23 protein-coding genes are annotated in these 25,216 nt (G+C 59.1%); 11 read left to right on the top strand and 12 right to left on the bottom strand.

The window, feature by feature from the left end:
- Window positions 1–9: 9 nt before the first annotated feature.
- Window positions 10–768 carry a precorrin-4 C(11)-methyltransferase gene (gene cobM / locus GGD50_RS15435; RefSeq protein WP_183938220.1) on the top strand — a complete coding sequence of 253 codons (759 nt, stop codon included), beginning with the start codon at window positions 10–12 and terminating at the stop codon, window positions 766–768.
- A 119-nt stretch (window positions 769–887) separates the two neighbouring features.
- Here cobM and GGD50_RS15430 read toward each other — a convergent pair whose 3' ends face one another.
- Both GGD50_RS15430 and GGD50_RS15425 read right to left on the bottom strand, forming a co-directional pair.
- Window positions 888–1,700 carry a TIM barrel protein gene (locus tag GGD50_RS15430; protein ID WP_183938219.1) on the bottom strand — a complete coding sequence of 271 codons (813 nt, stop codon included), beginning with the start codon at window positions 1,698–1,700 and terminating at the stop codon, window positions 888–890.
- Window positions 1,701–1,966: 266 nt separating this feature from the next.
- Window positions 1,967–2,995, bottom strand: coding sequence for a LacI family DNA-binding transcriptional regulator (locus GGD50_RS15425; protein ID WP_183938218.1), 1,029 nt, complete (start codon window positions 2,993–2,995; stop codon window positions 1,967–1,969).
- 160 nt (window positions 2,996–3,155) lie between these two features.
- On the opposite strand from GGD50_RS15425, the gene GGD50_RS15420 reads away from it, so the two are divergent.
- From GGD50_RS15420 to GGD50_RS15405, 4 genes are all read left to right on the top strand, one after another.
- Window positions 3,156–4,241, top strand: coding sequence for a fatty acid desaturase family protein (locus GGD50_RS15420; RefSeq protein WP_183938217.1), 1,086 nt, complete (start codon window positions 3,156–3,158; stop codon window positions 4,239–4,241).
- Between the two features lie 78 nt (window positions 4,242–4,319).
- On the top strand, window positions 4,320–4,634 hold the full coding sequence (locus tag GGD50_RS15415) for a MocE family 2Fe-2S type ferredoxin (protein WP_183938216.1): 315 nt from the start codon (window positions 4,320–4,322) through the stop codon (window positions 4,632–4,634).
- A gap of 117 nt (window positions 4,635–4,751) precedes the next feature.
- Window positions 4,752–5,312 (top strand): NADPH-dependent FMN reductase, encoded by a 561-nt coding sequence (locus GGD50_RS15410; protein ID WP_183938215.1) that lies wholly within the window; start codon window positions 4,752–4,754, stop codon window positions 5,310–5,312.
- 127 nt (window positions 5,313–5,439) lie between these two features.
- On the top strand, window positions 5,440–6,327 hold the full coding sequence (locus GGD50_RS15405; RefSeq protein WP_183938214.1) for a DMT family transporter: 888 nt from the start codon (window positions 5,440–5,442) through the stop codon (window positions 6,325–6,327).
- 102 nt (window positions 6,328–6,429) lie between these two features.
- Here the strand turns inward: GGD50_RS15405 and GGD50_RS15400 are convergent, their stop codons facing one another.
- From GGD50_RS15400 to GGD50_RS15365, 8 genes are all read right to left on the bottom strand, one after another.
- The gene (locus GGD50_RS15400; protein ID WP_183938213.1) at window positions 6,430–8,763 is read right to left on the bottom strand and encodes a polysaccharide biosynthesis tyrosine autokinase; all 2,334 of its coding nucleotides are present in this window, start codon (window positions 8,761–8,763) and stop codon (window positions 6,430–6,432) included.
- Window positions 8,764–8,848: 85 nt separating this feature from the next.
- A complete protein-coding gene (locus GGD50_RS15395; RefSeq protein ID WP_183938212.1) occupies window positions 8,849–9,754 on the bottom strand; it encodes a UTP--glucose-1-phosphate uridylyltransferase in 906 nt (301 codons plus the stop codon).
- Window positions 9,755–9,758: 4 nt separating this feature from the next.
- Window positions 9,759–10,811: a glycosyltransferase family 2 protein gene (locus tag GGD50_RS15390; RefSeq protein WP_183938211.1), complete on the bottom strand. Its 1,053-nt coding sequence runs from the start codon at window positions 10,809–10,811 to the stop codon at window positions 9,759–9,761.
- On the bottom strand, window positions 10,808–11,749 hold the full coding sequence (locus GGD50_RS15385) for a glycosyltransferase family 2 protein (protein ID WP_183938210.1): 942 nt from the start codon (window positions 11,747–11,749) through the stop codon (window positions 10,808–10,810). Before GGD50_RS15385 ends, GGD50_RS15390 begins: the two co-directional genes overlap by 4 nt.
- Window positions 11,746–12,744, bottom strand: a complete 999-nt coding sequence (locus GGD50_RS15380; RefSeq protein WP_183938209.1) for a glycosyltransferase family 2 protein — start codon at window positions 12,742–12,744, stop codon at window positions 11,746–11,748. Before GGD50_RS15380 ends, GGD50_RS15385 begins: the two co-directional genes overlap by 4 nt.
- Window positions 12,741–13,949 (bottom strand): glycosyltransferase family protein, encoded by a 1,209-nt coding sequence (locus tag GGD50_RS15375; protein ID WP_183938208.1) that lies wholly within the window; start codon window positions 13,947–13,949, stop codon window positions 12,741–12,743. Before GGD50_RS15375 ends, GGD50_RS15380 begins: the two co-directional genes overlap by 4 nt.
- A 108-nt stretch (window positions 13,950–14,057) precedes the next feature.
- Entirely contained in the window at window positions 14,058–14,861 is an 804-nt protein-coding gene (gene exoK, locus GGD50_RS15370; RefSeq protein ID WP_183938207.1) for an endo-1,3-1,4-beta-glycanase ExoK, read from the bottom strand.
- A gap of 9 nt (window positions 14,862–14,870) precedes the next feature.
- Entirely contained in the window at window positions 14,871–15,935 is a 1,065-nt protein-coding gene (locus GGD50_RS15365) for an acyltransferase family protein (protein WP_183938206.1), read from the bottom strand.
- 748 nt (window positions 15,936–16,683) lie between these two features.
- Between GGD50_RS15365 and GGD50_RS15360 the strand changes: the two genes are divergently transcribed.
- Both GGD50_RS15360 and GGD50_RS15355 read left to right on the top strand, forming a co-directional pair.
- Window positions 16,684–17,643: a glycosyltransferase family 2 protein gene (locus GGD50_RS15360; RefSeq protein WP_183938205.1), complete on the top strand. Its 960-nt coding sequence runs from the start codon at window positions 16,684–16,686 to the stop codon at window positions 17,641–17,643.
- A gap of 87 nt (window positions 17,644–17,730) precedes the next feature.
- Window positions 17,731–18,675 (top strand): polysaccharide pyruvyl transferase family protein, encoded by a 945-nt coding sequence (locus GGD50_RS15355; RefSeq protein WP_183938204.1) that lies wholly within the window; start codon window positions 17,731–17,733, stop codon window positions 18,673–18,675.
- A gap of 12 nt (window positions 18,676–18,687) precedes the next feature.
- Here GGD50_RS15355 and GGD50_RS15350 read toward each other — a convergent pair whose 3' ends face one another.
- A complete protein-coding gene (locus tag GGD50_RS15350) occupies window positions 18,688–19,698 on the bottom strand; it encodes a glycosyltransferase (protein ID WP_183938203.1) in 1,011 nt (336 codons plus the stop codon).
- An 88-nt stretch (window positions 19,699–19,786) separates the two neighbouring features.
- The gene (locus tag GGD50_RS15345) at window positions 19,787–20,077 is read right to left on the bottom strand and encodes an exopolysaccharide production repressor protein (protein ID WP_183938202.1); all 291 of its coding nucleotides are present in this window, start codon (window positions 20,075–20,077) and stop codon (window positions 19,787–19,789) included.
- 748 nt (window positions 20,078–20,825) lie between these two features.
- Between GGD50_RS15345 and GGD50_RS15340 the strand changes: the two genes are divergently transcribed.
- From GGD50_RS15340 to GGD50_RS15325, 4 genes are all read left to right on the top strand, one after another.
- Window positions 20,826–21,506, top strand: coding sequence for a sugar transferase (locus tag GGD50_RS15340; protein WP_183938201.1), 681 nt, complete (start codon window positions 20,826–20,828; stop codon window positions 21,504–21,506).
- Window positions 21,507–21,654: 148 nt separating this feature from the next.
- Complete coding sequence (locus GGD50_RS15335; protein ID WP_414124339.1) at window positions 21,655–22,863, top strand: polysaccharide biosynthesis/export family protein; 1,209 nt, start codon at window positions 21,655–21,657, stop codon at window positions 22,861–22,863.
- Window positions 22,864–22,872: 9 nt separating this feature from the next.
- Window positions 22,873–24,165 (top strand): O-antigen ligase family protein, encoded by a 1,293-nt coding sequence (locus GGD50_RS15330; RefSeq protein WP_183938199.1) that lies wholly within the window; start codon window positions 22,873–22,875, stop codon window positions 24,163–24,165.
- Complete coding sequence (locus GGD50_RS15325) at window positions 24,162–25,163, top strand: acyltransferase family protein (protein WP_183938198.1); 1,002 nt, start codon at window positions 24,162–24,164, stop codon at window positions 25,161–25,163. The genes GGD50_RS15330 and GGD50_RS15325 overlap by 4 nt, the downstream gene beginning before the upstream one ends.
- Window positions 25,164–25,216 lie beyond the last annotated feature (53 nt).

Raw genomic sequence — 25,216 nt, 5'->3', positions numbered from 1 at the left:
GGTAGCGGAATGACGGTGCATTTCATCGGAGCGGGGCCGGGGGCTGCGGACTTGATCACCGTGCGTGGCAGAGATTTGATCGGCAAATGCCCGGTCTGCCTCTATGCCGGCTCGATCGTCTCGCCGGAACTCCTGCAATATTGCCCGCCTGGCGCCCGTATCGTCGATACCGCGCCGATGTCGCTGGACGAGATCGAGGCCGAATATCTAAAGGCCGCAGCATCCGGCGAGGATGTCGCCCGCTTGCATTCCGGTGATCTCTCCGTTTGGAGCGCCGTCGCCGAGCAGATCCGCCGCCTGGAAAAGCACGGCATCGCCTATACGCTGACCCCCGGCGTTCCGTCCTTTGCGGCGGCAGCGTCCGCCCTCGGGCGTGAGCTGACCATTCCTGCCGTGGCGCAAAGCCTTGTGCTTACCCGCGTATCCGGCCGAGCCTCGCCGATGCCGAACAATGAAAGCCTGGAAAAATTCGGCGCTACGGGTGCGACGCTCGCCATCCATCTGGCGATCCATGCGCTCGGGCAAGTGGTCGAGGAATTGACCCCGCTTTATGGTGCAGATTGCCCGGTCGCTATCGTCGTCAAAGCTTCCTGGCCGGATGAGCGCATTCTCCAGGCTACCCTCGGCACGATCGAGGCAAAGGTGGCGGCCGAACCGATCGAGCGCACGGCGCTGATCTTCGTAGGCCCGTCGCTTGCCGCCAGCGATTTCCGCGAAAGCTCGCTCTACGATCCCGCCTATCAGCGCCGCTTCAGGGGCAGGGAATAGAAGCGGCCTGCGCTTCGGAAATTTGCATATTATTCCGTCAGAGCATGGCTGGCATAGCCATCAGCCGCGCTTGCGCGATTGACCAACGAGACCCCGTGGCCCCGTTGGTCAATCGGTCATTAAACGTGCGCGGCCAGATATGCCATGCTTTCCTTCAATGCCTCAACCGGCTCCTTCAGCGCATGCACTTCCGGCGCAAAGGGTTCGAAGGAGAAGGGGCCGGCATAACCGGCTGACACCAGCGCCCGCATCTGTCCGACATTGTCGAGACGGTCGCCGGCATCGACCAGAACGCGATGCGGATCGCGCATATCGGAAACCGACACTGCGGCATCGCTGACACCGGAGATGTGGACCAAGCCGGTGAGATCCGGGAAAGTAGCTGCCTCGCCAGCGAGATGATGATGGAAGGTGTCGTGAACCAGACGGAAGGTCGATTGCGCGCCGAGGTTTTCGATCGCAGCAGCAGCTTCGGTCTTTGAGCGCAACGAGCAGATCTCGAAGCCAAGCGGTTCCACCAGGCCAATGATCCCGGCGGCATCCAGCATCGGCTTCAGCGCCGTCAATGCCGTTACGAGGTTCTGCTTGCGCACCTCAGGCTCGCGGCCGCTGCCGTCATTGACGGGGACGAGGACCAGCGCTTTTGCACCGCAATCCCGCGCATAACCGATGAGTTCTGCCGCCTCCTTGGCGCGCGCCTCGTTCCACTCGTTGAAACGCTGCAGCGCGTTGATCGAAATGATCGTCAGCCCGTAACGTGCCGCAAGCTCCTTGACCGCTGCCGCCGGCGTGCCGTCCAGGATCGCATTGCTGGCCAAATCATTGCGGATTTCGACGCTGTCGATGCCGAGGCTTTTAGCCGCGGCGAAGAACGATTCCACGCTCAGGGCCGGGGTGGACATATGATTGAGCGCGAAACGAATGGAACTCATGGCAGGCATTCCTCCTCTTGGCGGCCGGCCTGACGGGATGTCGACCGGCCGTGCATATGTGCGAATGACTAGCGAGAATCATGCAGTTGATCCACAGGCAAGCGCCGGCTTCTCCCATCATCCATGATAGAAATATCCCGCCCGATGATGTGATTTCATCACGCTAAAGCTCGTCGCGATCTTTCAGATTCGCTCCCACGCTTTAGAGCTCCTTGTTTTTGCATGTCGTTTTCGCAAAGCCGCCGCACACTTTTGCGCGACATGCATTAAATGTTCTCCGAGACAAAAATGTCGAAGGGCAGAAAGGATTGTCCTGGGATTGCGGCTTCGCCGCGCTCGATGGCGCCGATCATCAGATTGAACAGCTCCTTGCAGAGCGAGGAGAGAGGGGTGCCTATAACCATCGTGACGACATCGTCGGCGAGTGCTGCCTTCGATTCCGGTGTCAATTCGTTGACGACGACGATGAGCTTGCCGGCAAGCCCTTCCTCGCGAATGGCGGAAATCGCGCCTTCCATGCCGCCGCCGCAGACATAAAAGCCGATGAGATCGGGATGTTTCTGCAGCAGGGTGAGCGTCGCCTCATGGGTGATTTCGGCAGTGTCCAGATTGATCAGCGTATCCAGCACCTCGAAATCGGAAGCGTTTTCGCGAAAATAGGAGCGAAAGCCGATTTCGCGCAGTTCGTGGCCATGAAAGCGGTGGCTTCCGACGAAGCAGGCGACCTTGCCGCGACGATGGGCAGACCTGGCGATCGTCCAGGCAGCGGTGCGCCCGACCTTGCGATTGTCGACGCCGACATAGGTTTCGCGCACACCTGTCGCGAAGTCGGATAATAGCGAAAAGACCGGTATGCCTTTTTCCTTCAGTTCTTCCACCGCCGTCGTCACCGCGGGATAATCGGGGGCGACGAGGGCGATCGCCTGGTTCCGCGTCGCCATGGCTTTCAGCTTCTCGACAATTGCCGTCGGTGTCGACGCGGCGACGAAATCAATCTGTGCATGGACGCGCGCGATGGCGACCGTCTGTGCAGCCGTGCCAATCTCCTTGGCAAACGACTGGTAGAAGGGTTGGAACGGTTTCTGCAGCAGGAACCCCAATCGATATTGCGGCAGATCCTCAAAGACACGCTGCCGCAGCAAGCCGACCGCATGGTACCCGATCGATTGCGCTGCCTCATAGACACGCTTGGCCGTTTCCTCCCGTACGCGATGGCGTCCGTTCAGTACGCGGTCAATGGTTGCGACACTGACGCCGGATGCTTTTGCGAGATCGGAAATAGTTGGTCGGCGCATGGTGGGGTCCTGAGGTATTCCATCATGAATGAGATGGCGTGGTGATGGAATATGATAGATTCCATCATCGCCGCATTGAGGCAAGCGAAAACTCGACCTATCCTCTTCGTCATCAGAGGCGGTGCGGCGTTTGCGCATCGCGGGGAGGCAGGAAGCAGCCATGAGCGAGAGCATGAAGCGCGATTACAGCCTGCTCGGCCCAAGCAGCCGGCAGGCGGTCGAAACCGGGCTGGCGGCGGCCGAGTGGTATCATACCGACATTGCGCGCAAGGAGATGAAGGCGCTGATGCAGCGCTCCGATGATGCCGCCATCCGCGATACGGTCATCTGGCTCGGCAGCATGGGGGTTTTCGCCGGCCTCGGCGTTGCCTTCTGGGGCTCCTTAATCGCTCTGCCCTTCTTCCTGGCTTACGGCGTGCTTTATGGCTCGGCCTCCGACAGCCGCTGGCATGAATGCGGGCACGGCACGGCGTTCAAGACCCGCTGGATGAACGATGCGGTCTACCAGATCGCCTGCTTCATGATCATGCGCAATCCGGTGACCTGGCGCTGGAGCCATACCCGCCATCACACCGACACCGTCATCGTCGGCCGCGATCCGGAGATCGCCGTCATGCGGCCGCCGGATTTGCTGCGCCTGGTCCTGAACTTTTTCGGCCTCGTCGATGTCTTCTATGCCGTGCTCGACATGATCCGCAACGCCTTCGGCATCGTCAGCGCCACGGAGAAGACCTTCATTCCGGAACAGGAGCAGCCGAAGGCGATTCGCATCGCCCGCATCTGGCTGGCGATCTATGCCGCCACCATCGCTTCTACCTTTTATATGGGCTCGGTCCTGCCGCTGGTGCTGATCGGCCTGCCGCGGCTTTATGGCGCCTGGCATCATGTCTTGACCGGCCTGTTGCAGCATGGCGGTTTGGCCGACAATGTCATCGACCACCGGCTGAACAGCCGCACGGTGCTGATGAACCCGATAAGCCGCTTCATCTATTGGAACATGAACTACCATGTCGAACACCACATGTTCCCGATGGTGCCCTATCATGCGCTGCCGAAGCTGCATGCGATGATCAAACATGATCTGCCGCGGCCGAACCCCTCGATCTGGTCGGGCTACCGCGAAATGATCCCGGCCTTCCTCAGGCAGTTGCGCAACGAGGATTATTTCCTGAAGCGCGACCTGCCGGCGACGGCGCGACCCTATCGCGAGGACTTCCACGTGACGCCTGCAGAAGCAGCGCAATAACCGCAGGCAAAAACAGCAGCCGAGAATGGCAGAGCAGCCAGGAACGGCACATACAACGGCACATACAGGGAGGCAGGAATGAGCGGCAATTGGATCGAAGTCTGTGCGGCGAATGCGATCGACGAGGAGGACGTCATGCGCTTCGACCATGGCGGCAAGACCTTCGCCATCTACCGCAGTCCGGAAGACGACTATTTTGCCACCGACGGCCTCTGCACGCACGAGCAGATCCATCTCGCCGACGGGCTGGTGATGGACAACATCATCGAATGTCCCAAGCACAACGGCCGCTTCGACTATAGGACCGGCGAGGCCAAGGGCGCTCCGGTCTGCGTCAATCTCAAAACCTATCCGGTCAAGGTCGAAAACGGCACCGTCTTCATCGCAATCTGAGGGGAAAGCGATACCGCCTTGCCGAAATGCTTCCCACCCTTCGCTCAGTTGGTCATCAGCCCTTGACGAACCGCATCGAGCCATAAATTTCTCCCCATCCAACTGAAGGGGAACGCAATGAAAATTCTGGGCATATCGGGCAGCCTTCGCAAGGGCTCTTTCAACACGGCACTGCTGCATGCCGCCGTCGAACTCTCGCCGCCGGGCGTCGAGCTCATCGCAAGGACCATCCACGGCGTCCCGCTTTACGACGGTGATCTCGAGGAGGGCGAGGGGATTCCGGAGGCGGTGAGCGAACTCAAGGAGCTTGCCGCAGCGTCCGATGGACTGATCCTGTTCACGCCGGAATACAACAATTCGCTTCCCGGCGCCTTCAAGAACGCGATCGACTGGATGAGCCGGCCGTCCAGCGATATCCCCCGTATCTTTCGGGCAAAACCGGTCGCCGTTCTCGGCGCATCGCCCGGCAATTTCGGCACGATCCTCAGCCAGACCGCCTGGCTGCCGGTGTTGCGCACGCTTGGCACCAATCCCTGGTTCGGCGGCCGGCTGATGGTTTCGCGCGCTGGCAGCGTTTTCGACGCGGAAGGTAAAATCGTCGACGAGAAAGTGAAGCAAAATCTTGCTGCTTTCATCGAGGGTTTCGCCGCCTTTGTCGAAAGTACGCAAAAGAGCTGATCGATATATTTCGTGTAGTGAGACATAGGCCGAAGCCTTTGATTGTAAGAGCGAATAGCCTATTGTGATCGGCAGCGTCGGGTCGGCCGGCGCTTCCGGGGCTGCACACATCTTCCTTCGAGCCGAAATGAAATCCAATACCGCCGGTTACGTCTTCACGCTGTTGGCGATCAGCATATTCGCGCTACAGGACGGCATCTCAAAACATCTGGTGAGTGCCTATCCGCCGCTCTTTGTGGCGATGATCCGCTATTGGGCTTTCATGCTCTTTGCCGTGGCGCTGGCGTCACGCTCTCCGGGCGGATTGCGCGTCGCTATCCGCACCAGAAGGCCGCGCCTGCAGGTCGCTCGTGGGCTGCTGCTCGCCTCGCAGATCGTTGTCGCCATCTCGTCCTTCGTCATTGTCGGCCTTGCCCGCTCGCAGGCGATCTTCTCATCCGGACCCTTGATGGTGGCGTTGCTGTCCGTGCCGATCCTTGGCGAAAAGGTTGGCTGGCGGCGCTGGCTGGCAATCTGCATCGGCTTCCTCGGCGTGCTGCTGATCCTGAAGCCGGAAAGCGGCTTTTTCGATATTCGCTTCCTAGTGCCGCTTGGCGGTGCCCTGCTGTTTTCGCTTTATGTCGTCATCACCCGCTATGTCAGCCGGGACGACTCCGCCATGACGAGCTTTTTCTACACCGGCGTCGTCGGTGCGATTGCCATGAGCTGCATCGGACCGTTTTTCTGGGTATCTGTTGCGCCGTATGACTGGGCTTTCCTCGGCGTGCTCTGCCTCACCGGCATGTCGAGCCACTATTTCCTCATTCGCGCCTATGACCTTCTCGACGCGGTGGTGATCCAGCCGCTCACCTATCTGCAGCTTGTCTTCTCGGCGATCATCGGCGTGGCGGTCTTCGGCGAGACCCTCAACGCCTACACGATCATCGGCGCCGTCATTGTCGTGGCTGCGGGCATCTTCACGATCTGGCGCGAACACGTCCTGGCACGCGCCGGTGCCAGGACGTCGAAAGCATAAGAAACCTCAGAGCGATTCGATGCCTCACGGAAGCGCAGAACCGCTCTATCTTATTGTTTTCAGTTCCAGGAAAACCGCTGTGCACTTTTCCTGGAATTGCTCTTAGGCGTCGATCTCTGCCTTCGGCCGTTCCTCGGTGTAGTAGCTCGTGTACTTCCCGCGATAGCGCTCCGTGCCACCGAAGTCGCTGTAGCGGGACAGTTCCGACATGTCCGTCTTGTTGAGGATGACGCCGAGAACGCGCGAGTTGATCTGCGGCTCCTGTTCCAGCAGATCCCTGACGAGATTGGTCGGCGTCGCGCCCCATTCGGCAACGAACAGAAAGGCGTCGACCTGCGGCGCAAATGCCTTGGCGTCGATGACCGGTGCCAGCGGCGCAAGGTCGACGACGATATAGTCGAACATCTTTCGGGCGCTATCCATCAGGTTCAGCATGCCCTGCGAAGACAGGAGCTCGCTGGTGTGCAGCAGATGATCGCGAAGTACCACTGGCAGAATGGCAAGTTTGGTGCGGGGATCGACCCTCACGGCACTTGCCCAAGGCACTTCGCCGAGAGCCGCTTCGATGAGGCCGGTCTGCGGCGGAGACTTCAGCATCCGGCTCAAACCGGGATTGCGCAAGTCGGCGTCGATCAGCAGCGTGCGCTTGCCGCTGCTTGCGAGCAGGGCAGCAAAATTCGCTGCCGTCGTCGACTTGCCTTCGCCAGGAAGCGCCGAGACGACGCCAATCACCCGGTTATCTCGTCCCTGCAGCATGACATCGCTGGCAAGCTTGGCGTTACGCAGGGTTTCGGCGAATATCGAGCGCGGGGCCTCGACCGAGACACGCATGATCCGTTCGAAGGCGACACCGTTCTCGGCCTCTTCGGCCATTGCCGGCCCAGCTCTTTGTTTGCGAAGCTTTTTCTTGTCGAGCGACCCTTGGCCGAGAAGCGGCAGATAACCCAGGAACTTAAGTCCCAGCGCCGCTCGCACATCGGCTTCGACACGGAAATAGCGGTCACGAAATTCCTGAAGCGCGGCAAAGGCACCACCGGCCATCAAGCCGAGTACGATCGACAGTGCCAGCACGAGCGTCTTTTTCGGGCTCGACGGCGCGGTCGGAACGCCGGCGGCGGAGATGACGCGCGCCTTGGCGATCGGGAAGGAGCGCTGCTGCGATGCCTCCTCATAACGGCTGAGATAGGATTCGTAGAGCGTCTTCAGCGCTGTCGCTTTTTGGTTAAGCGCGTTCAATTGCACGAGGGATTTATTGGCCTCGGAATTCTTGCCGACCACACCTTCGATGCTGTTACGCAGGGACGTCGCACGCGATTGAGCGACGTCGAACTCATTCTTGTAGCTTGCCGTCAGTTGCTGGAGTTCCTGATAAATTTGCCGCGTGATGTCCTCGCGCTCTGCCTTGAGCGCTACGGCCTGGGGATGACTCGCGCCAAAATTCTGCGTCACGTCCTGCTCACGCTTCTGCACATTGAGATAGCGTGTCTTCAGATCCTGCAGCACGGTGTTGTCGGTCTGGCTGGACGAGATCGTCGCGTTTTTCACCGCATTGTCCGGTCCCTGGTCGATAATCGACTTATATTGATAGTAGCGCGCCGAGGCGCTGGCGGTATCGGCCTGGGCGATGATCAATTGCTTATTGAGATCGGAAATCTGTTGCTCCGACATCAGCTCGCCGCCGGTCGAGGTCAAGCCATTGTCGGCCTTGTATTTTTCGACGTCGAGCGAAGCCTGTTGCGAACGCTCGCGCAGGTCATTCAGCCGCTCCTGCAGCCAGACGGATGCCCGTTCGGTCGCATCGAAATTGGCGTTGAGCTGATCCGTCAGATAGGCGTCAGCATAAGCTGCGGTGACCTTGGCGGCCAATTGCGCATCGGTCGAGCCGAACGATACGGAGACGACGGAACTGCGGGTGACGCGCTCCACCTTCAGAGCGTCCTGCAATGTCGCGGCGATTTGCTGACGTTGCGCCTCGCGCGCCTCTTCAGCCGTCAAAGGCGGCTTCGCCGGCTTGAAGGCGCTGGCAATCAGCTTTACGCCGGATTTGAGCAGCGCTGCCGGCGACTGCGGCGGATTGAGGATCGCGTCATTGTTGACGAGGCCAGCCGCATCGACGACGCGCAGTGCCATTTCGTTGGATTTCAGGATTTCGACAGCGCTGGCGATTTCCATATCAGCCTGCTGGCTGCTGGCCTGCGGAGGCTGGTCCTCCGCATATTTGGTCATGGTTTCGTCGAGCAATATCTGCGTCGCAGACGTATAGGTCGAAGGTGCGGTCAAGAGATAGACGACCGCCAGCGCGACGAAAATGGCAACGCCGGCGAGGATAGTGCGAATGCGACGGGTGACGACCGCCATCAGCCGGTCTAGGTCAATGAAACCATCCTGCTCGTCTTTTGGAAGAGCGCTGTGGAAGGTGAAATTCTTCTGATGCATGGCGACCACCTTGTCGGAGAAGCCCGAATTGAATAACGGCTCCCGCCTACGGCCATCGGGGCCGCAGGCGAAAGTGTGAAGCGGTTTAGGCTGCGCTCATCTGCGCTTCGTGCGAGAGAACCAAGCTCCGGATCGAGTCATAGACGAGGCCGCCAATGTCCGCGCGTGCCAGCGCGAAGGCGACGTTCGCCTCGATGAAGCCCTGCTTCGATCCGCAATCGAAAGTCCGTCCGCTGTAGGCCTGGGCATGGAAGTCCTGCGTTTGAGACAGGCGCAACATGCCGTCGGTCAGTTGGATCTCGTTGCCGGCGCCGCGTTCCTGCCGCGCCAAGAGATCGAAGATCTCGGGCTGGAGAATATAACGCCCATTGAGGTAAAAGTTAGAAGGCGCCTCTGACGGATGCGGCTTTTCAACCATTTTGGTCACGCCGAAGCCGTGCCGAACCGGCGCTCCGCGGCCGATAATGCCGTATTTCGAGGTCTCTTCCGGCGCACACTCTTCGACTGCAACGATATTGCCGCCGACTTCGTCGTAGAGTTCCATCAGCCCGGCCATGCAGCCGCGCAGGCCGTGGCAAACCATGTCGGGCAGCAGCAGCGCGAACGGCTCATTGCCGATCAGGTCGCGAGCACACCATACCGCGTGGCCGAGGCCGAGCGGGGCCTGCTGGCGGGTGAAGCTGATCGAGCCGGCCCGCGGCAGGAGGCGCTCCAGTTCGGAGACCTGCTTTGTCTTGCCCGCCCTGTGAAGCGAGGAGATAAGCTCCGGCGTGTCGTCGAAATGATCTTCGATTGCCGATTTGTTGCGGCTGGTGACAAAGACGATGTGCTCGATGCCGGCTTCGATAGCCTCATCGACGGCGTATTGCACCACCGGACGATCGACGATCGTCAGCATTTCCTTGGGCATCGCCTTCGTGGCTGGCAGGAAACGGGTTCCATTGCCGGCAACCGGGATGATTGCTTTTCTCACAGGATGCTTAGGGTCCATAGCTCTATCCTTTGTTAGAGTGAGGGCCTGCGCCCAAACTGGGGAGGGAGGGGGAGATGGGAGATGCCGCAGCCACTTCGCCGCCGCCCGTTAGGACGGTTGCCTCACTGCTGCCGCGAAGAGAGGCGGCAAGACGACGAAGGCGGGCTGCGATCGGCATGCGCAAATGACGAACCGCGAGTGGATCGCGGCAGGCGATCTTCAGCGCGTTCGACAAGGCGCGGTCCTTGATGCTTTCGACAAGCATCAGGAAAGACAGTGTTTCTTTCAGATTCCGCGTCCGTCGCCTCTGGGCGGCCAGAGCGGCGGCGCCGAAATGATGTCCGGCAAAAAACTTCCGGTCGGCAGCGATCATCGCTTCGACATCTTGCTGCTTCAACACCCGCGAGATCGAGCCTTCGCGAATGTAATAGAGGTAGCCGGCCGTCGGTTCGACGGCGCAGACGCCGCCTTTAGCCAGAGCGGAGGCGAGAAAAATATAGTCCTCGCCGATCCTGAGAGCTTCGTCGAAACGCAGATGGTGCTGCTCGATGAAGGCCCGCTCGAATATGGGCTTCATGTAGCCGAAATTATGCTCGGAGCGGAAAATCATGTTCGAGGAGATGAATTTCGCCAGCATCAGAACCGGCAGGCGCGCCAGTACGGCTTCGGGAAACATCGTGCCCGCCGCCTCATCCTGTCCTCTGATGACATCGAGGTTGTCGACAACGATCTGGGCCGCAGCCTTTTCGGCTCGTGCGATCAGCCGCGCCATGCGATCCGGGCGCAGCGCATCATCGGAATCGAGCACGGCAACCCAACGGCCGCGGGCAGCGTCGAGGCCGGCATTGCGTGCGGCGGCGGGACCGCCGTTGCGGGGCATGGCGACCAGTCGAACGCGCGGGTCTGCATGATTGCCGGCAATGAGCGGGGTGTTGTCGCTGGAGCAATCGTCGACGACGATGACCTCCATGCTGACGGCACCCTGCGCCAGCGCGCTGTCAATGGCGCGCTCCAGCGTGTCCTCGGCGTTGTAGGCTGCGATGACGAAACTGACATCAGGGATGAAATCCGTCATTGCGGCGCTTTCTCCAAACTTCCGTATTGTTCGATTTCGCGGACACCGAACAGGCCGATGACGACACCGGCATGCATGATGCCGCGTAGGCCGTAGCGATGGCGCGATACGGGGAAAGCGGCTGAAAGTGCGGCGGCGGCAAAGCAATAGCCGGATTTGGCGCCGGCCAGCGCTATTGCCTTCCACCAGCCGAGACCCGCCGACTGCTCCAACAGCATTCGTCCATGCGTCTGCCCCATGCGAAAACGCCGCTTCGAAAGCCAGGCAACCGTCGCCCGTCCGTTCGGCACGGGTTCGTAAACCAAGGCGTCCTCGGCAAAGGCGATCCTTCCGCCCGCCCTATGCATGTGGGCGAAAAATTCCGTATCCTCGCCGCCGCTGCGCCCCAGCGCGATGTTGAAGCGGCGGCCGGCAAGCGACGGCGCATTGCGCCGCAGCAGTGCGTTGCAGGTATAACCCGTGCGGATCTTGCCGGAGACCCAAACCGGCAATGTCGAATGGAAGTCGCCACGCCGCATCCAGCCGGGGGCGGTGTTCGAATAGACGGCGCGCACGGGGCCGAGAACCGCGTCGGCTCCGGTCGTGTCCGCCGTCACCAGTAGTTCCGTCAGCCAATCCTCGGTCGCGGTCTCGTCGTCGTCGATAAAGGCCACGAAATCACCGGTCGCGTGCTCGAGGCAGGCGTTGCGGGCGATCGAAATGTTCGAAGCGGGGCAATGCACATAGGCAATCTCGAAAGGCACCGCCGAGCGGATGGCTTCGACGCGGTCGCGCGCACTCGGCGTCACGTCGTTGTCAGCAACGATGATACGGACGGCAGTGCCTGCCGGAACGGTCAAGACCGCCAGCGACAACAGCGTTTGGTCCAGCTCGGCGCGACGATAGGTGCAGACGGCGATATCGATCCTCACGGATCGGCGCTCGGGGTTCCGCGTCATGACACCACCTTGCGTGCACGGAAGCTGAAGACTTCCATCCAGAAGCCCATCGACCAAGCAAAATGCATGACCATGGCCGAGATGGCGGCGAGAGGTCCATACGGATTCCGCTCGCCAAGTGCGATCCAGAAGCCATAGGCCACGCAGGCGAAAGCCCAAAGGCTGATCGGAACGACCGCGATCCAATTGAGGATCGCCAGAAACGCGCCGACGAAGATCGGCACTACGGCCAGCGGCAGCATCTGGCGGACGCTCGGCATGCTGCGGTGCTTGAGGATATTGCGCGCCCGGCCGCGGCCATAGCCGAGATACTGCCGGAAAAGCGTCGGAACGCTGGAACGCGGATAATAGGTCATCGCCGTCTTGTCGGTGAGCCAGATGCGATAGCCGGCTTTGCGCAGGCGATAGTCGAGCTCAGCATCCTCGTTATGGCTGAAGGCTTCGTCGTAGCCACCGACTGCGCGGTAGGCAGCAACGCGCATCAGAGCGTGATGGCCGTGATCGGCCCAATGCCCCTTGGCGCCTTCGCGATGCTTCGAGCCGCCATTGCCGAGCTTTGAATTCTGCGCCACTGCCGTCGCCTTCTGGAAGGCGCTGAAGCCCATGGTGCGCATCGCAACGACAACGGAATCCGCGCCGGTGGCGGACGCTTCCTGCGCCAGTATCTGGCAGTAGTCGTCCGGATAGTCGCCATGGGCGTCGATGCGGATGAGATAGTCGTAGTCGTTGCCCAGGGTTTCGATCGCGAGGTTGATCGCAGCACTTTGCAGCCGCTTCGGATTGTCGATTAGGAGAATGCGCGGATCGACTGCGGCGATCTCCCTGACAATGTCGCGGGTTCTGTCTGTGCTGCCGCCATCGGCAACCACGATGCGGGCATCAAGTTCGTCCAGAGCACGGCCGAGCTTGGCAATCAGCGGCTCGATATGCTTCTCCTCATTGAGGCACGGGATAACGATCAAGCAACGCATATCCATGGGAATTCCGGTCTTCATTGCAATCCACCTCTATTGCGATGCAGTTGTGGGACGGTCTGTAATTCGGCGGTTTGCTCGCCGGCGTGGGTAAGGGAAGCCAGCCGCTGCACCAATCCGCGGCATTCGGCGCGATCGGTCATCCACTGCCTGCGGTCCTGTGCGGCCAAGGCGTTGAACGCAGCGAGGTAGCGTTCCTCATTCATATCGCCCAGAAGAGCGACGAGGCGCGCAGCATCCGGCTCGTCGAGCGTCAGCCCGATTTTCCGCTTTGCCAGGAACCGTGCGGTCTCGGTGCCATCGACGGCGATCGGCACGGCGCCATGCAGGCCGCCCTCATAGAGACGGTTCGGCAACAGCCAACTGGAATTCAGTCCCTCTTCGAAGAAGTCGATCGCCCAGGAGAACTGCACCTCACCGTAGATCGCAGCGAGGTCCTCGGGGTTTTTATAGGGACCGCCGAAATGCATGAAAGGCGCATCGCGTACAAAGACGTCGAAATCATCGAACTCCGAATGAGCCGGCCGGCCACGCAAGACGATCTCGAAGCGACCTTCCATGCGGCACGAAAAATCTGCGAGCAATTCCAGCGACTTGCGGCACCGAAGCGCGCCAAACCAACCGATCTTCCAGGGTTCGCCGTTCGCCGGCAGTCTGGGAGCGTTGACGATCTCAGCGCCGATACCGTCGAGCGCCAGGACCTTGTTCTCGAGAAGGACGATCGGCAGGTCGAGGCCGGAGCGAGCGCGGAAATAATGCTCGACGAAGGCCGGCGAGCTGGTCAGCAGCAGTGCCGCGTCCGCGCCGAAATGACGCTCAACGCCACGAAGAGCACCGCCAAAGATATCATTGCGCAGCAGCAGCCGGTGAATGTCGAGGCACTCGTAGACAACAGGCATATCGCCGCCGAAGATGGATTTGGCGCGCTTGGCCACGGCCAGCATTTCAAGATTGCGGCCGATGATCACATCCGGCTTTTCGACCGAGCGCAGCAATCCGCGCAGTTGCATCGCGGACTTGGCAACGGCGGCGATACGCTGCGCGAACTGCGCGTCGCGCGTCCGGCCGAGTTCGATCGGCTCGACACCGTGAATGGCCGCCAACGCGTTGTCATCGCGCCGAAAGCCCGCCAGCGTTACCTTCGCCCCACCTGCCTGCAGCATCAGCACGCGCCTGCGGATGGCAGGATCGGCGAGATCGTGGACGAAATAAAGAATATGCAGCATGAAAACTTTCGCTTTCGTGCCTGGCCGGAAGCCAGGCGCCTCGTTTCGTTCGTGTTGCATCGGGTTCATTTGCTCCGGCCGCGAAATCCGCCTCGCGGCCGGAATGTTTCAGTTGAGCTTGCAGGCGATCGATTCCGGGAATTGGCACTTGTCACCGGCCGCCGTGAAGGCAACGCGCTCGATCTGCATGGTCGCCGGCCCGCCGCTGTAGGCGAACTTGCCCATCCAGCCGCTCAGCGTGTCCGTGCCCCAGAGGCTGAAGAAAATCTTCTGGGCATGCGTCGGAATCTTCGACGGATCGGTAACTTCCTGAACGAGCTTGCCGTTCAGGTAATAGCGAAGCCGATCCTTCTCCCAGACGAAAGCATAGTCGTTAAAGCCCTGATCGGCGCTGCCGGCGACCGGGACGAGTTTCTCATTGCCGCCTTTGGCACCGATATATTGATTGACCTGAACCTGTGCGGAGTTCTTGCCCAGCACTTCGAAATCGATCTCGTCGTGAGGCTTCTTGTCGGTCGGACCGATATAGGTGAAGAAAGCCGAATTGAGGCCGGGGCCGGTCGCGGTGCGATAACGCGCCTCATAGGTGCCGTAGCCATAGGTCTTGGTCGTCTGGATTTCGCCGCAGGCATAGTCGCGTTGGCCGGTTTTGCCCTGGGTGAATTTAATTTGCAGCCTGCCGCCTTCGACACTGACCTGCTTCTTCGACCAGGTGCAATTCTGGTGCGGGCCGTTGTTCCAGCCGTCCGAGATATACCAACGGCCGCTGTCGATCTTGTCGAATTTGTCGACGAAAGACTTGCCGTTCGGCTGATCCTCCTGGGCGAGGGCCGCGCAAGGGATAAGGGCCGCGCTCAAAAGGGCAAAGGAAACAAGGCTGGGTCTTAGCGTATCAAAGATCTGTTTCGTCATATGTCACCTTTACTCGGAAGTCGCCCGCCGGCCGGCGACGGCCAGGGCTTCGGCCTGCGGCCGCATGCGGCTGCCGGTCAGCAGATTGTAGAAGGAGGGCAGGGCGGAGCGCGCCATGCCGTTGGTCAATGGCAGCACCGTCAGCGTGATGGCGGCGGCCAGCAGGTAGAAGACGGGGTAGAGATCCGCGCCTGTGCGGTTCCACAGAATCCAGAGGCTCAACAGCACCGGGTGGTGGGCGCAGAAGATCCAAAAGCTCAAGCCGCCTGTGGCTGCCAGTCGCTGAGCGAGCCTGTTCTTGATCAGGATCGCCGAAAGCGCCCAGAAACCTGGAATACCGGCAAGCACCATCACATCTCGGCTGAATTGGAGCCACGCGGGCTGCTCCGGCGCGGTCACATAGGCCCCTGTCGCCCAAAGAGCCGTGAGTGCGAGAAAGGCTGCGCCGATGGGAGCCGCGTATCGGTCGATGATCGTCAGGTCGATGCGATAAAGGCTGAGATAGATACCGAAGCTGAAGCTGAAGAGGATGGAGTTCCGAAGCACGATCCCGAGCGATACCGGCAACGCCGCAAGCAGCAGCAAAAATGTGAGCGTCGGCAGCGGATAGCGACGGATCAACATGGCCAGCAGCGGCGAGATCAGGATGCAAACGAAGAGATCGCGCAAGAAATAGAGCGGCAAATCAATCGGCGCACCTTCTGTGGCGAACAGAAGTGTGGCGAGCGTGCGCGGGCTGGCATTTGTCAGGTCCGGCAGATAGCCGTCGCCGATGCCGCGGTTCTGCAGGAGCAGCACGAACAGAAAGAAGGCGGTGTTCCACAACAGAAATGGCAGGAGGACAGTCCTTGTCTTACGGCGAATGGTCTTGCCATAATCCAGCGAAGCCTCTCCGTGACGGAAAAGCAGATAGCCGGAAATGGCACTCAGGCAGGGAACTCCCACGCGAAACAAGCTGTCGCGCAGGAAAACTCGAAGCCAATCAAAGAGGCCATAGGCGCCGTTGAATGGGCTGGAATCCGTGTCGAACGGGATATGTACAAATACGATGCCCGAGATGAGCACTATGCGCATGAGATTGATCCGTGAAGACACGTTGGCAGTCACATCCACGATATCTGTCACCCCTTTTTGAGACCGCTCCCCCCTTGCAGCCGTTTCAACTAGAGCAGACTAGAGCCCGCAGACGTAAGCTAGGGCGCTCTCCCGAAAGGAAATATGGCGCTGCAGCAAAAAACCGGGGTATAGGGCCTCGCCGACCCCTCAAAAGAGATGGAGAAACATCTAATTCAATCGGATTAATTCCGATATAGGTATTTGGTATTAAATGGTTTTAAGGATGGTGGAATATTCCGAAAGCGGCAGGGAATTACACGCTGTGGCAGCACCAAATTTTTTTCCACCGGCCGAGGATTTTTTTGCACTGCCGCAGATTCCGTCATCAATCATGATCAAAATAGGGCGATAATGCAATTTAATTGAGAAAGTACGAATAGACTAACACGCCTATTGATTGTGTTTACGCGTGGGCACCGATTATGAGCGCAAAGAAGCTCGACAGCCAGTAACGAACGCGGCAACTATCCGTCGGCTGCTGAGAGACAGCCCCCGAATATTGACGATGGTGATGCACTGTCTTTCAGAAAACGCGCCGTCCGACATTGTTCGGAACGGAACGGGCCCTAACTGTTGAAGCCACGGCGACAGCCTGTCCCCTTGGGACCGGCCGAAAATCCGCGATGGAGATTGTCGAAAAGCGCATAGCCGCGCCCCCCGTGAAAGGGGGCCGGAAATTCTTTGTTGAAACCGTAAAGGCGAGAAAATGGCGTCAATTACGATCGTTATTCCCTTCTACCAGAAGCAGACAGGCATTCTGCAGCGGGCATTAACGTCAATATCGAAGCAAGTGTTTCAGGATTTCGATATTCTCATCGTCGACGATGAATCGCCGCTTCCGGCGGAAAACGAGCTTCTGTCACTTAGCGATGAAGATCGCGCGCGAATTCGGGTCATCCGTCAGGCCAATGCAGGACCGGGCGGCGCCCGCAATACCGGCCTCGACAATGTGCCGGCTTCAAGCCGCTTCGTCGCCTTCCTCGATTCTGACGATGAATGGGCGCCGCAACATCTCGGCAACGCCTTCGAGGCCCTGACGCGGCACGATGCCGATTGCTATTGGGACTCGATCGATGGCGGCGAGGAGTTTTTCTACCATTTCAGTATGGCGGAACTGGCGAAATCGGTCGATGCGACCCGTCTCTCCCAAACGCCGTCCCTGATCGAAATTCCCGATATCGCCAGCGTTATGCTCAAAGATTGGAGCTTTCTGCATCTCTCCTGCATGGTGATCGGCCGGCCGCTATTCGAGAAAATCCGCTTCGAAGCCGCCTTGCGGCTGGCGGCGGAGGATGTGCTGTTTTTCTGCGACTGCATGCTCGCTGCCAAACGCGTGTTGCTTTGCGAAGATACCGGCGCGCTGCGCGGCGAGGGCATCAATATCTTTCACAGCATCGACAATGATTCACCGCAATTCCTGCGCCAGCAGTTCAACACCTGGACGGCGCTTAACACGCTGGAACAGCGGTTTTTGCGCCGGCCGCAGGACATTGCGACCATTCGCGCCTACAAAAATCGCGCTCGCAAACAGGCCCTTTGGAGCCAGGCAAAGCAGTTGCGCCGCCGCCGCTTGCCGCAACTTGGACTGTTGGCGAAATGGGCTTGGCGCGACCCCGCAATATTGCAGAGTGCGGTGCAACTTGCCGCGGGCAAGCTTGCGCCCTAGTTTTCGCACTGCAGCAAAGTTGTTCATGCCTATTCCTCAAGAGCCAAGGTGTGTTCAGCTACTATCTAAAACACCAAGGAGACCTGCATGAAGCCGTTCCACTGGGAATCCACCCATGGCAATTTCGGTGACGATCTTAATCTCTGGCTCTGGGATTTCCTGCTCCCCGGCCTGCGCGATGTTCACGAAGAAACACTGCTGGTCGGTGTCGGCACCGTTCTCAACACCCTGATCCTGCCGCTCGACGGCCATAAGCTCGTGATCGGCAGCGGCTTCGGCTATGGCTCGCTTCCCAATATGGGCGACAAGACCAAGTGGGACATCCGCAGCGTGCGCGGCCCCCTGACGGCTGAAAAAGTCGGCCTCCCAGCGGACATGGGCATCGTCGACCCGGCAGTGATGGTGACCGAAATGCCGGAATTCAAAAACCTGCCGAAAACCAATCGCCGTACCTTCGTTCCGCATTGGGAGTCGGCGGCGGCCGGGATTTGGCCGGAGATCTGCAAGACTGTCGGCCTCTCCTATCTCGACCCGCGCGGCGAGGCCAAGGCAGTCATCCGCGAGATCGCGACGTCCGAGCTGATCGTCGCCGAGTCCATGCACGGCGCGATCCTTGCCGACGCCTTCCGCGTGCCGTGGATCGCCGTCAGCACGTCACGAGCGATCAACAGCTTCAAATGGAACGACTGGGCCCACTCTCTCGGCGTCACCTATGCGCCAAAGCACGTTCCGGTTTCCACCCGCGCAGAAGCGATCGCCAAGGGTGCCCGGTTCTGGGGTGTCGGTTTCCAACGAGACGAGCGGGCCACCGAGGAGCTGGAGAAGCACCGGCATGGGGGTACTGTGGTGCTCGCCGACCCCGAGCAGACCCGTCTCCGAGTGATGGCGAAACAGGCGCTCGCCGCGCCCTCGGCGCTGGCGCTTTGGCAGGCGAGCAAGGCCAAGCCGCAACTGAGTGCCGACGCGGCATTGGCCGGCCGCAAGCAACGCCTCTTCGACGTTCTCGGAGGCGTGCAGCGCGACTACTTCTGATATCGGGAAGAATTATTCAGGAGCGGCCTGTAGCAGATAGCGCAGGCCGTTCGTTCCCGAATGCGCAATCGGGGCACTGCCGCCTTTGCGAAAACGCTCCGTCTTATCGGCGAGAATGCCGCCGGCAATGGCCGGAATGGCGGTAGGGTTGCCCAATGCGTAAGACGCTGCTGCAGCCAGGCCCGATTGTCCCTTGATATCGAGAAAGCGCCGTAGCTCGTAGCGGCTGCGAACATGCTGCTCATGGCGACGGATGGCGGCCGCATCGGCCGTAGACAGACCGCCGCCGGCGAGGATCGCCCGATCGGCTTCATAGAGCCGATGCAGATCTTCCGTGCGGTGCCGGCCGCTCAGCGAGTTACTGCGCACCACGGCGGCATAACCGCAGCTATGAATGACCTTGTAGCGTGCAGCCTTGGCAAGCGCCCGCACATAGAGATCGTAATCCTCACCGAGACGCAGAGCTTCGTTGTAGCGCAGGCCGTGAGCGTCCAAAAACGATCGGCGCATCAGCGGCTTCAGGAAACCGATCTCGCCGCGTCGGACGCCGCGCTTCGAAATATTGCCTTCGACAAAAGCGACCAGATCGAGGAAACGTGGCTTCGGATCGAAATGATCGAGCATCGTAGCGGCGTCGGGAACCGTATCGGCATTGACGAAGGCGATGTTGTCGGCGACGAAATCCCAATCATCGGCTGCGAGCAACGGCCTGAACCGTCCCGGGAAAAAGAAATCGTCGGCATCGAGGATGCTGATCAGGGGGGCGCGCGAAACCTCGATCGCATGATTGCGTGCTGCCGCCGGGCCACGATTTTTCTCGAACTCATGGATGCTCAGGCGTCCGCTGCCGTCGTCGGCGAGGTTGGCGGAGGCAGCGGTGCTATCTGTCGAGCCATCGTCGATGACGACGACTTCAGCCACCTCGGGCTCGCGAAGTGCGGAAGCGACGGCAAGGCCAATGGTGTCGCTGGCATTCTTCGCGGCAATAATTACACAGACATTGTTTTCGGCACTGTCAGTCACGTCAGCCTCCATTATTCTGCCGGAGACTTAGGACGGCGACAGCCATCGGCAACCACACGAGCGTTAAAAGATGCGCCTGATGGCGACCTTAGGGGTTGAAAGGCTCAGAGCGATTGAGATTTGAAGCGGACAGGCCGGTGACCTTGTCGCCGTCACGCAACGACGTTGCCGCCGCATCTTGATTCAGCAACGCCGCTCTGGCGCTCCGTTCCTTCCACACCAGGAAGAGAATACCGATAAAGTAACCAATCTGCAGCAGCACGGCGCAAATCACCGTTTCGATCAAAGTGGTCGAAAGAGATTGCGTCAGGAAATAGGTTGCGATGGCAAATACGGCCAGAGCACCGACCATACTGATGAAAACGCGTGGTGCATACATGACGTTACCTCCTCCGCGCAGTCAAAAGGAAAAGAGCGATCAAGGTCTTGCCTCCCAAAATAGACCCACGAGCCAAATATATTTAATGAATCCTTTAGATTCAACCAAACCTAGGCGGTCTATTACGATTACGAACGAATATGACTTTAGCGCATCACCCGTTAAAACTACTCCTCCATAATACGTGCAATTGCGGCCCATGTCTTTTGTCTTTTTTTAAAGTTCGCATTAAAGTTGTCGCGTTTAGGAATGCATACAATTTTAATGATCATGGCTATCTCATGCGATTGCCTCGGAATTTAATCAATTCAATCAACTTTTGTTACAAAGTTCGGCCGTCGCGACTGCCAATATGTGCGTCGCAATATGGTGTTGCAGCGCAATATTTTCCTTGGAAAATCAAGATTGCGCATGAACGCTCAAGAGCGAGCAAAGCCTATTCCGACAAGAGGGGATGAACAAACTAGCCTTAATAGCCGTTAACATTCTCTCCGGCCGCCATACGTAACGTAAGAAGCGCATTTTTTAGCCGTCTATACAATACATTCTTTAGTATAAAATTTATATAAGAAACATCTAAACTTAGGAATTCTAATGCATCTGGGGTAAAACCCCGCTGCGATTTCGCACTGCCACAAAAATTTGGCTTAAAAAATCATAATCCCCACCTACACTCCTCACTGCATAGCCCTAACTAGGCGACCGAGACATTTCCGACCAATTCGCCAACATGAATGGAGTCATCTCTATGAAGTCTGCGACGAGATCGGCCACATCGGCTTTTTTCAGCGCTCCGGAACGTGACGTCTTTCCGCCAACAGGTGGATTCCTGAAGAGGACGTTCGACGTCACCATTGCATTGACGGCGCTGATTTTCATCAGCCCCATCTTCCTTATGCTTATGCTCCTGGTAAAACTTTCGGATCGGGGTCCCGCTTTTTACGGACACCGCCGCATCGGACATAACGGCAAGACCTTCCGTTGCCTTAAGTTCCGTACCATGGTCGTCGATGGCGACAAGGTTCTGAAGGCCTATCTCCAGGCCAATCCCAGAGCAATGGAAGAATGGCGTGCAACACGCAAACTGCAAGACGACCCCCGCGTCACCCTTGTCGGCGCGGTGCTTCGCAAACTCAGCCTCGACGAATTGCCGCAGCTCATCAATATCATTCGCGGTGAAATGAGCGTCGTCGGCCCGCGTCCTGTCGTCGAAGACGAGCTGGAGCTCTACGAACACGCTGCGATCTACTACCTCCAATCCCGCCCCGGCCTGACGGGCCTCTGGCAGGTGAGCGGTCGTAACGACGTGTCCTATGCCAGCCGTGTCGCCTTCGACACCCACTACGTCAAGAACTGGTCTCTGAGCAGCGACGTGGTCATCATCGCCAAAACCATTCCTGCGGTCTGCCTATCGCGCGGCAGCTACTGATGGCGAACGCAGATACCGCAGGGAGATGCCTGCGGTTTCCCCGCATTGCGGGGCTGCAATCCAATAACAGGGAAGATCCTGCATGATTGAAATTCAGTCTCCTGGTAAGTCCGTTGGCACGGCCACACCTTTTCGTTGCGCAGCTCTTATGGTTCTCAGCCTGTGCATGGTATCGGGTAACGCCCATGCCGATAGTCTTCCTGGATACCATCTGGGGGTCATGGACAAACTGCACATTCGCGTTGCCGAATGGCAGACCGCGGAGGGCTCCGTCCGCGACTGGTCGATGATCTCGGGTGATTACACGGTCGGCCCGTCCGGCGCGGTTTCCATCCCCTTCATTGGTGATATGCCGGCGAGCGGCAAGACGACCGACGAGATTGCCGAAGCGATCGGCATTGGGCTGCAAAAACAATTCGGCCTGCGCGATCGCCCTTCGGCTTCCGTAGAGCTTTCGCAATTCCGGCCTATCTATCTCAGTGGCGAGGTTCAGAATCCGGGCCAGTATCCTTTTGTACCCAGCCTCACTGTGCTCAAGGCAGTCAGCCTCGGCGGTGGCCTGCACCGTGCCGATGCCGGCCAGCGCTTTGCCCGTGATTACATCAACGCCAAGGGCGATGCCGTCGTCCTGATGGCGGAGCGTGGACGCCTGCTGATACGCAAGGCGCGCCTGCTGGCGGAGCTTGCCGGTAAAGATCAGATCGATGTTCCGCCGGAGCTGCAGAAATTGCCGCAATCGGCCGACCTGCTCGCCAGCGAAGACGCTCTGATGAAATCGCGCAGTCAGCGCATGAAGACGCAATTGCAGGCCCTGGCGGACTTGAAAGTGCTGCTGCAAAGCGAAGTCGAGGCGCTCGGAAAGAAGACCGATACGCTGAGCCGCCAGCTTGACCTCGCAAAGGCTGACCGCGACAAGGTCGAGAGCCTCGCCGAAAGAGGGTTGGAACTTGCATCCCGCAGGATCTCGGCCGAACAGCGCGCCTCCGACGTCGAGACCAATTTGCTGGATACCGACACGGCATCGCTGAACGCCAAGCAGAGCATCAGCAAGGCCGACCAGGATGAAACGACACTGCGCAACGATTGGCAAAACTCGCTTGCGCAGGATATGCAGGACACAGACACCCAGTTGGAAACCCTGCAGCTCAAGCTCTCCACGAGCCAGGCATTGATGCAGGAAGCAATCGCGCAATCGGCCGATGCCAGCAATGTTGATGCCCATGGGCAGGACGTCAACATCGTCTACACCATCGTGCGCGATGACAACGGCCAGACGAAGGAAATTCAGGCCGACGAGAACACCAAGGTTCTGCCCGGCGACCTCATCAAGGTCAGCACCGGGCTTGCCATGCGTTAAGGAGGGTCGATGCAGATCGCGAAATCGACCTTTATTCGTCCAGGGAGCAACGCCACCTACGGTATGGTGGCGGTTGCGCTCTCTTTCTTCGTCTTCGCTTATTCCTCCCGCTTCGGGCAGGCCTCCATACTTGCCTATTATGGCCTCTGGTTTCCGCTGGTCCTGATCGGCTACCGAAGCACGCTCGGTAACTATCAAAAGCAGCTCTGGCTCTTTGCCTTCGGCGTGTTCACCTGTCTGTCGATCTTCTGGTCTGCCGTGCCATCCATTACGGCCCGCGCTGCGATCCAGTACATGACGCATATCATTTGCGCACTGATCGCCATGCGCACGCTGGATATCCGCACACTTACGCGCGGCGGTATTGCCGGCGTGGGCCTCGTGCTGCTCTATTCGATCCTCTTCGGCTACTACGCCTATGACCCGCTCGACGGCACCTATAGCTTCGTCGGCGCCTTCGACTCGAAGAACCAGCTCGGCTTCTACGCCTCGCTTGGCATTTATTTCGCCTTCGCCGCCGTCTTCATCCTCGGCGAGCGCCGCATCTGGCTGCTGGGCGGTGGTATTGCCGGCCTATTGTCCGCCTACTGCCTGCTCGCCTCGCAATCGGCGACCTCGGTTTTGACCACAGGATTGGTCGTCGTGCTCAGTATCGGCATGCGGGGCATCCTGTTCCTGTCGCCTCGGCAGCGGAAGAGGCTGTTTGCAGTTTTGGCCGTAACCGGTTTGGCGGTCGCTGTCGCCGGTATCAATTTCGGTGGCGTCGATCTCGTCCTCGGTGCCTTCGGCAAGGACTCGACACTGACGGGTCGCACCTATTTGTGGCAACAGGGCATCGAAGCGATCTGGCAGCATCCGTTCTTCGGCGTCGGCTACCAAGCCTATTGGGTCCAGGGCTTTTCGGAGCCGGAGCGCTTGTGGGACGAATTCTACATCGCCTCCCGCGCTGGCTTCCATTTCCACAACACCTTCATCGAAACAACCGTCGAGACCGGCCTGATCGGCGTCTGCCTGCTCATTGCGATCCTGCTCACCGCCGTTATCGGCCATATCAAGCGGTTCCTGAGCGACATCAGAAATGATGAATCCTATGTCCTACTCGGCGTTGCGACGCTGCTTCTGATCCGCGCCTTCGTCGAGATCGACATCCTCAATCCATACCATGTCGGCTCGTTCCTGTTCTATTTCACGGCGGGCAAGCTGACGATGAAGACGCGGGCGCCAAAGGCCGCTCCGCTTGTTCCCGACGATCGGATGGAGTTTGTGCCATCGATGAATTGGGAGCCGCGGATCAGCAGATGAAGACCCTCTATGGCATTCAATATCTGCGCGGCTTTGCCGCTCTTGCCGTGGTCCTGTTCCACGCCGCAGAGCGTACCGGCAGCCATTTCCGCATCGGGGCAGCCGGCGTCGACGTGTTTTTCGTCATCAGCGGTTTCATCATGTGGACGATGAGCGAGCGCCGGCCGGTGACGCCGATGCGCTTCTTGATCGATCGCGTGCAGCGCATCGCGCCGTCTTACTGGATCGTCACCGGCATCATGGTTGCAGGCGGTCTCACCGGCCTGTTTCCGAACATGAAGCTGACGGCCATGCATACCTTGGCCTCGCTGTTTTTCATTCCGATGCGCTCGCCGAGCAGCGGCGAAATCTGGCCGGTCCTCGTGCAGGGTTGGACGTTGGATTTCGAGATGTTCTTCTACGTCATCTTCGCCGCGACGTTGTTGTTGCCGCGCCGTCTGCAGCTTGCGAGCATGGCCGGCATCTTCCTTGCCTTCGCCATCGCCGGCAGCATTTTCAATCCGCAATCCTCCCTGCTGCTCACTTATACGCGCCCGATCATCCTGGAATTCGTCGCCGGCGCAGTCCTTGGTCGGCTGTGGCTAGCGGGGAAGATACCGGGCGCCGGTCTCGGCCTTGCCCTAGTCGCCGCCGCGTTGGCGGGTTTTGCCGCCATTGAGCTCATCGGCCTCGACTTCAACGAACTGACCTGCGGACCGCTCGCCGTGGCACTCGTGCTTGGTATGGTATCGCTGGAACGAAACGGAAAGCTGCCGAACATCCCGCTGCTCACCTATCTCGGCAATAGCTCTTATTCGATCTATCTCTGGCACACGCTGGCGATCTCGGTGGTTATAAAGATGGTTGCGTCCACGCAAATGCCCTACGACGTCGCGACATTCCTCAGCGTCATCTCGGGCACTTTGCTGGGTGTGTGCGCCTACGAAGCGGTCGAAAAGCCGCTGCGGAACCTGTTGCGGAATTTGAGCTGGCAAAGGTCACGCCCATCTCCGGCGTGACCGATGATCAAACCTTGGTTTCGATCTAATGTCGGATGTGGTTCGAGTGCAGA

The sequence above is a fragment of the Martinezella paranaensis genome (genome assembly GCF_014200235.1).
Classification (GTDB): Bacteria; Pseudomonadota; Alphaproteobacteria; order Rhizobiales; family Rhizobiaceae; genus Rhizobium; species Rhizobium paranaense.
Note: the sequence above shows the minus strand (reverse complement) of the source record. Positions and strands in the feature narration are given on the sequence as shown.

What these genes read in the sequence shown, in the direction of transcription:
- cobM (WP_183938220.1), top strand. Translation starts at nt 10, where the DNA reads ATGACGGTGCATTTCATCGGAGCGGGGCCGGGGGCTGCGGACTTGATC.
- GGD50_RS15430 (WP_183938219.1), bottom strand. Translation starts at nt 1,700, where the DNA reads ATGAGTTCCATTCGTTTCGCGCTCAATCATATGTCCACCCCGGCCCTG.
- GGD50_RS15425 (WP_183938218.1), bottom strand. Translation starts at nt 2,995, where the DNA reads ATGCGCCGACCAACTATTTCCGATCTCGCAAAAGCATCCGGCGTCAGT.
- GGD50_RS15420 (WP_183938217.1), top strand. Translation starts at nt 3,156, where the DNA reads ATGAGCGAGAGCATGAAGCGCGATTACAGCCTGCTCGGCCCAAGCAGC.
- GGD50_RS15415 (WP_183938216.1), top strand. Translation starts at nt 4,320, where the DNA reads ATGAGCGGCAATTGGATCGAAGTCTGTGCGGCGAATGCGATCGACGAG.
- GGD50_RS15410 (WP_183938215.1), top strand. Translation starts at nt 4,752, where the DNA reads ATGAAAATTCTGGGCATATCGGGCAGCCTTCGCAAGGGCTCTTTCAAC.
- GGD50_RS15405 (WP_183938214.1), top strand. Translation starts at nt 5,440, where the DNA reads ATGAAATCCAATACCGCCGGTTACGTCTTCACGCTGTTGGCGATCAGC.
- GGD50_RS15400 (WP_183938213.1), bottom strand. Translation starts at nt 8,763, where the DNA reads ATGCATCAGAAGAATTTCACCTTCCACAGCGCTCTTCCAAAAGACGAG.
- GGD50_RS15395 (WP_183938212.1), bottom strand. Translation starts at nt 9,754, where the DNA reads ATGGACCCTAAGCATCCTGTGAGAAAAGCAATCATCCCGGTTGCCGGC.
- GGD50_RS15390 (WP_183938211.1), bottom strand. Translation starts at nt 10,811, where the DNA reads ATGACGGATTTCATCCCTGATGTCAGTTTCGTCATCGCAGCCTACAAC.
- GGD50_RS15385 (WP_183938210.1), bottom strand. Translation starts at nt 11,749, where the DNA reads ATGACGCGGAACCCCGAGCGCCGATCCGTGAGGATCGATATCGCCGTC.
- GGD50_RS15380 (WP_183938209.1), bottom strand. Translation starts at nt 12,744, where the DNA reads ATGAAGACCGGAATTCCCATGGATATGCGTTGCTTGATCGTTATCCCG.
- GGD50_RS15375 (WP_183938208.1), bottom strand. Translation starts at nt 13,949, where the DNA reads ATGCTGCATATTCTTTATTTCGTCCACGATCTCGCCGATCCTGCCATC.
- exoK (WP_183938207.1), bottom strand. Translation starts at nt 14,861, where the DNA reads ATGACGAAACAGATCTTTGATACGCTAAGACCCAGCCTTGTTTCCTTT.
- GGD50_RS15365 (WP_183938206.1), bottom strand. Translation starts at nt 15,935, where the DNA reads ATGCGCATAGTGCTCATCTCGGGCATCGTATTTGTACATATCCCGTTC.
- GGD50_RS15360 (WP_183938205.1), top strand. Translation starts at nt 16,684, where the DNA reads ATGGCGTCAATTACGATCGTTATTCCCTTCTACCAGAAGCAGACAGGC.
- GGD50_RS15355 (WP_183938204.1), top strand. Translation starts at nt 17,731, where the DNA reads ATGAAGCCGTTCCACTGGGAATCCACCCATGGCAATTTCGGTGACGAT.
- GGD50_RS15345 (WP_183938202.1), bottom strand. Translation starts at nt 20,077, where the DNA reads ATGTATGCACCACGCGTTTTCATCAGTATGGTCGGTGCTCTGGCCGTA.
- GGD50_RS15340 (WP_183938201.1), top strand. Translation starts at nt 20,826, where the DNA reads ATGAAGTCTGCGACGAGATCGGCCACATCGGCTTTTTTCAGCGCTCCG.
- GGD50_RS15335 (WP_414124339.1), top strand. Translation starts at nt 21,655, where the DNA reads ATGGTTCTCAGCCTGTGCATGGTATCGGGTAACGCCCATGCCGATAGT.
- GGD50_RS15330 (WP_183938199.1), top strand. Translation starts at nt 22,873, where the DNA reads ATGCAGATCGCGAAATCGACCTTTATTCGTCCAGGGAGCAACGCCACC.
- GGD50_RS15325 (WP_183938198.1), top strand. Translation starts at nt 24,162, where the DNA reads ATGAAGACCCTCTATGGCATTCAATATCTGCGCGGCTTTGCCGCTCTT.